Below are 4,059 nucleotides of genomic sequence, written 5' to 3'. Positions count from 1 at the left end.
CTCGCCCACCCAGTCGGCCGGCAGCGGGCCTTCGTCGAACGGGGTCAGCTCTTCGACATCGGTCGAGTTGGCGCCGATCAGCAGGCGGTCGATGCCCGCCCACACGGTGGCGCCGTAGCACTGGCAGCACGGCTGCGAGGAGGTGGCCAGGGTGACCGGCGACAGCACCGCGTTCAGGCGCGGGGTCTGCAGGCGCTGCTGGGCCAGCATGTAGGCCATGTTCTCGGCGTGGGCCAGCGAGGTGCTGTGCGGCACCACGCGGTTCACCGCCGCGGAGATGATCCGGTCATCCGGACCGAACACCGCCGCGCCGAACGGGCCGCCGGTTTCCGCCTCCACGTTCAGGCGCGACAGCTCGATCGCCAGGGCGACCTTGGCTTCGTCGCCGGGATAGGCGCGCTCGCTGTCGATGGCTTCGTGGATCCAGGCGGGAAGGGTGAGGTGGACTTGCGCGTACAGCATCAGGGGTCGGTTTCCGGGTTGGTCGTGAGCGGGCGGCGCAGTGCATCGGCCGGGGCCGGATTGCTCCGGCATTGGCCCTGGATGCAGCGGCAGCCCTGGATTTCGGTGAAGCCACACACGCCCATCATGCCCTGTGCCTGGCAGCGCGCCTGAACCCCGGCCGGATCGACCGGGCTGGCGACATTGACGCAGGCCGGAGACGCGCCGCAGCAGTTGCCGACATTCTTGACCGTGCAATCGGCGTCACCGCGGCAGCTGCGGTCGATAACCACGGCAGGCGGTGACGAGGCCTGGGGACGGGCCGGGAGGGTTTGGGGGGTGGCCGGGGCGCCGCAGGCGGCGAGCGCCCACAGCAGCAGAATGAGCAGGACGGGCAGACGGACCATAGCGGCTTCCTGTTCCAGGACGGGGCCATGGTAGCCCCGTCACGGCATAGGAAGCGGTCGCCGCGTCAGGGCGGCGACCGGTCCATGCAACTCAGCCGGCGGTCCAGGTGTCGCGCAGGGTCACGCTGCGGTTGAACACCGGCTTGGCCGCGGTGTGGTCGTGGCGGTCGGCCACGAAGTAGCCGGTGCGCTCGAACTGGAACGACTGCTCCGGTGTGGCGCTGGCCGCGGCCGGCTCGAGGTAACCGGTGACGACCTTGCGCGATTCCGGGTTCAGGTAATCGCGGTAGGTCTTGCCTTCTGATTCGTCGTCCGGGTTCTGCACCGAGAACAGGCGGTCGTACAGACGGATTTCCGCTTCCACCGCGTGCTGCGCGCTGACCCAGTGGATGGTGCCTTTGACCTTGCGGTTGGCGCCTTCCATGCCCGGGCGCGATTCCGGGTCCAGCCAGCCGCGCAGCTCGACCACGTTGCCGTCGGCGTCCTTGATCACTTCATCGACGCGGGCGATACCGGCGCCGCGCAGGCGGATCTCGCCGCCCGGTACCAGCCGCTTCCAGCCCTTGGGCGGGACTTCGGCAAAGTCCTCGCGCTCGATCCACAGCTCGCGGCCGAACGGCATCTCGCGGGTGCCGAAACTCTCGTCCTTGGGATGGTTGCTGAAGGTCAGCGTTTCGGCGTGGCCCTCGGGCAGGTTGGTCAGCACCAGCTTGAGCGGGTCGATCACCGCCATGCGGCGCGGCGCGGCGCTGTCGAGCACCTCGCGCAGGGCGCCTTCGAGCACGCTGAAATCGATCAGCGAGTTCTGCTTGGAGATGCCCACGCGCTCGGCGAACAGGCGCATCGCCGCAGGGGTATAGCCGCGGCGACGCAGGCCCTGCAGGGTCGGCATGCGCGGGTCGTCCCAGCCATCGACCAGGTTCTCGGTGACCAGCGCCATCAGCTTGCGCTTGCTCATCACCGTGTAGTTGATGTTCAGGCGCGAGAACTCGATCTGGCGCGGCTTGGCCGCTTCGCGCGGCAGGCCCTTGTCCACCAGCGGCTGGGTCAGCGCGTCGTCGTGGGCGAAATCGACGTTGTCCACGCACCAGTCGTACAGCGGGCGGTGGTCTTCGAACTCCAGCGTGCACAGCGAGTGGGTGATGCCTTCCAGCGCATCGCCCAGGGCATGGGCGAAGTCGTACATCGGGTAGATCGGCCAGGCGTTGCCGGTGTTCTGGTGCTCGACGTGCTTGATCCGGTAGATCGCCGGGTCGCGCAGGTTGATGTTGCCGCTGGCCATGTCGATCTTGGCGCGCAGGGTGCGGGTGCCATCGGGAAACTCGCCGGCGCGCATGCGCCGGAACAGGTCCAGGTTTTCCTCGACGCTGCGCTCGCGGTAGGGCGAGTTGCGGCCCGGTTCGGTCAGGTTGCCGCGGTAGGCGCGCACTTCCTCGGCCGACAGGTCGCACACGAACGCCTTGCCGTCGCGGATCAGTTTCTCGGCGGCCAGGTAATAGGCCTCGAAGTAATCCGAGGCATGGCGCAACTCGTTCCATTCAAAGCCCAGCCAGCGCACGTCGTCCTGGATCGCGGCCACGTACTCGGGGTCTTCGCGGGCCGGGTTGGTGTCGTCAAAGCGCAGGTTGCACACCCCGGAGAACTCGCCGGCGATGCCGAAGTTCAGGCAGATCGACTTGGCATGGCCGATGTGCAGGTAGCCGTTGGGCTCGGGCGGGAAGCGGGTCTTGATCGCGGTGTGCTTGCCGCTGGCCAGGTCCTCGCGGACGATCTGGCGGATGAAGTCCCGCTTTTCGGCAGGAGCGTTCTCCGGCGTGGCGTCGGCGGTGGGATGCAGGTTCTCGGACATGGAGGCACAGCGGTTTTGGGAGACGGCAAGTTTAGCCGAGCCGGCCGCCGCCTGCCGCTGGAAGGCCTATGCTGGAGCTTCCCGCCACCACGGAAAGTCCATGGATCGCTCCCTGCTGGTGATTGGCAGCAAGCACCGCGCGACCCGGTCGCTGCGGTTGCGATATGCCGGCGGGGCGGGCGGTGCGTTCGGGTTTGGCGGGTTGGGCATCGTCGATGCGGTGTTCACCCCGGTCGGGGCGCCCTTTGACGGCTTCAGGGGCGCCGCGTGCGGCCGGGGAAACCGGACGGCTGGTGGCCACCGCTGTGCCGGCCACGAGGAACGGAGAGGACGATGCAACTGATCTACCAGACCAACAACCTGTTCGACGCGCATCTGGTCAAGCATGCACTGGAGGATGCGGGCATCCCGGCGTTCGTGTTTGGCGAATCGCTGCTGGGCGCCGGCGGCGAGCTGCCGCTGTTTGGCGTGCTGCGCGTGTGTGTGCCCGATTCGGCCCGGCCCGAGGCCGCGGCGATCGTCAGCGCGCTGGGCTTGGACGAAGGCCCTGCTGACCCCATTGGTGATAACGATGAAGCGCCGGGATTCCTCCCGGCCTGAGGAGTGGACATGTTGGGAATCGGCCAGGGGTTGTTGGGGATCGGCGCGTTCAAACAGCGGCTGCCGCGTCCGGAAGAGGCATTGCCGGGGCGTGATGCGCCGCTGCCGCTGCACAACGTGCATTTCGTCAACGGCCAGCCGCTGCAGGCCGACTTCAGCGGTCTGGATGTGCTGGACCTGGGCCTGGGCTGTTTCTGGGGCGCCGAGCGCAAGTTCTGGCAGCTGCCGGGCGTGGTCACCACCGCGGCCGGGTACCAGGGCGGCGTCACTCCGAATCCGACCTACGAGGAGGTCTGCTCCGGGCTGACCGGACACACCGAGGTGGTGCGGGTGGTGTTCGATCCGGCGCAGGTGTCGCTGGAGACGGTGCTGCGCACGTTCTGGGAGAACCACGACCCCACCCAGGGCATGCGCCAGGGCAACGATACCGGCACCCAGTACCGCTCGGCGATCTACTGCCACAGCCAGGTGCAGCTCGAACTGGCGCTGGCCAGCCGCGATTCCTACCAGCAGCAGCTGGATGCGGCCGGCTATGGCCCGATCACCACCGAGATCGCGTTCCCGGCGCCGCCGTTCTACTACGCCGAGGACTACCACCAGCAGTATCTGGCCAAGAATCCGGGCGGCTATTGCGGCATCGGCGGTACCGGCGTGAGCTGCCCGCTCGGGCTGGGCCTGTGAGCTGATGGGCGCGGCGCCGCGGCAGCTGCTGGTGGTGTGGCATTCCTTCACCGGGGCCACGCAGGCGATGGTGGAAGCGGT

The 4,059-nt window shown here is 68.0% G+C and carries 6 protein-coding genes; 3 read left to right on the top strand and 3 right to left on the bottom strand.

All coding sequences use genetic code 11. The annotated features are described in order from the left end of the window. The 3 genes from JCM9942_RS11725 to JCM9942_RS11715 form a co-directional block, all read right to left on the bottom strand. A partial coding sequence (locus JCM9942_RS11725; protein ID WP_054659854.1) for a nucleoside deaminase occupies positions 1-462 on the bottom strand: 462 nt, incomplete at its 3' end. Next, positions 462-848, bottom strand: coding sequence for a hypothetical protein (locus JCM9942_RS11720; protein WP_054659852.1), 387 nt, complete (start codon positions 846-848; stop codon positions 462-464). The genes JCM9942_RS11720 and JCM9942_RS11725, both read right to left, overlap by 1 nt. A 91-nt stretch (positions 849-939) precedes the next feature. Next, the gene (locus JCM9942_RS11715) at positions 940-2,697 is read right to left on the bottom strand and encodes a glutamine--tRNA ligase/YqeY domain fusion protein (protein WP_054659851.1); all 1,758 of its coding nucleotides are present in this window, start codon (positions 2,695-2,697) and stop codon (positions 940-942) included. Positions 2,698-2,797: 100 nt separating this feature from the next. On the opposite strand from JCM9942_RS11715, the gene JCM9942_RS11710 reads away from it, so the two are divergent. The 3 genes from JCM9942_RS11710 to msrA are packed head-to-tail and all read left to right on the top strand — an operon-like array spanning position 2,798 to position 3,978. After that, a complete protein-coding gene (locus JCM9942_RS11710; protein WP_145974318.1) occupies positions 2,798-3,040 on the top strand; it encodes a hypothetical protein in 243 nt (80 codons plus the stop codon). Next, positions 3,031-3,297 carry a putative signal transducing protein gene (locus JCM9942_RS11705; RefSeq protein WP_054659847.1) on the top strand — a complete coding sequence of 89 codons (267 nt, stop codon included), beginning with the start codon at positions 3,031-3,033 and terminating at the stop codon, positions 3,295-3,297. Before JCM9942_RS11710 ends, JCM9942_RS11705 begins: the two co-directional genes overlap by 10 nt. Positions 3,298-3,327: 30 nt before the next feature. Further along, positions 3,328-3,978 carry a peptide-methionine (S)-S-oxide reductase MsrA gene (gene msrA / locus JCM9942_RS11700; RefSeq protein WP_054659856.1) on the top strand — a complete coding sequence of 217 codons (651 nt, stop codon included), beginning with the start codon at positions 3,328-3,330 and terminating at the stop codon, positions 3,976-3,978. Positions 3,979-4,059 lie beyond the last annotated feature (81 nt).

The sequence above is a fragment of the Stenotrophomonas pictorum JCM 9942 genome, from assembly GCF_001310775.1.
Classification (GTDB): Bacteria; Pseudomonadota; Gammaproteobacteria; order Xanthomonadales; family Xanthomonadaceae; genus Stenotrophomonas; species Stenotrophomonas pictorum.
This window is presented reverse-complemented; position numbering and strand designations above follow the sequence as displayed.

Excerpts from the sequence above, each read along its gene's own strand:
- JCM9942_RS11720 (WP_054659852.1), bottom strand. The coding sequence starts at position 848 with ATGGTCCGTCTGCCCGTCCTGCTCATTCTGCTGCTGTGGGCGCTCGCC.
- JCM9942_RS11715 (WP_054659851.1), bottom strand. The coding sequence starts at position 2,697 with ATGTCCGAGAACCTGCATCCCACCGCCGACGCCACGCCGGAGAACGCT.
- JCM9942_RS11710 (WP_145974318.1), top strand. The coding sequence starts at position 2,798 with ATGGATCGCTCCCTGCTGGTGATTGGCAGCAAGCACCGCGCGACCCGG.
- JCM9942_RS11705 (WP_054659847.1), top strand. The coding sequence starts at position 3,031 with ATGCAACTGATCTACCAGACCAACAACCTGTTCGACGCGCATCTGGTC.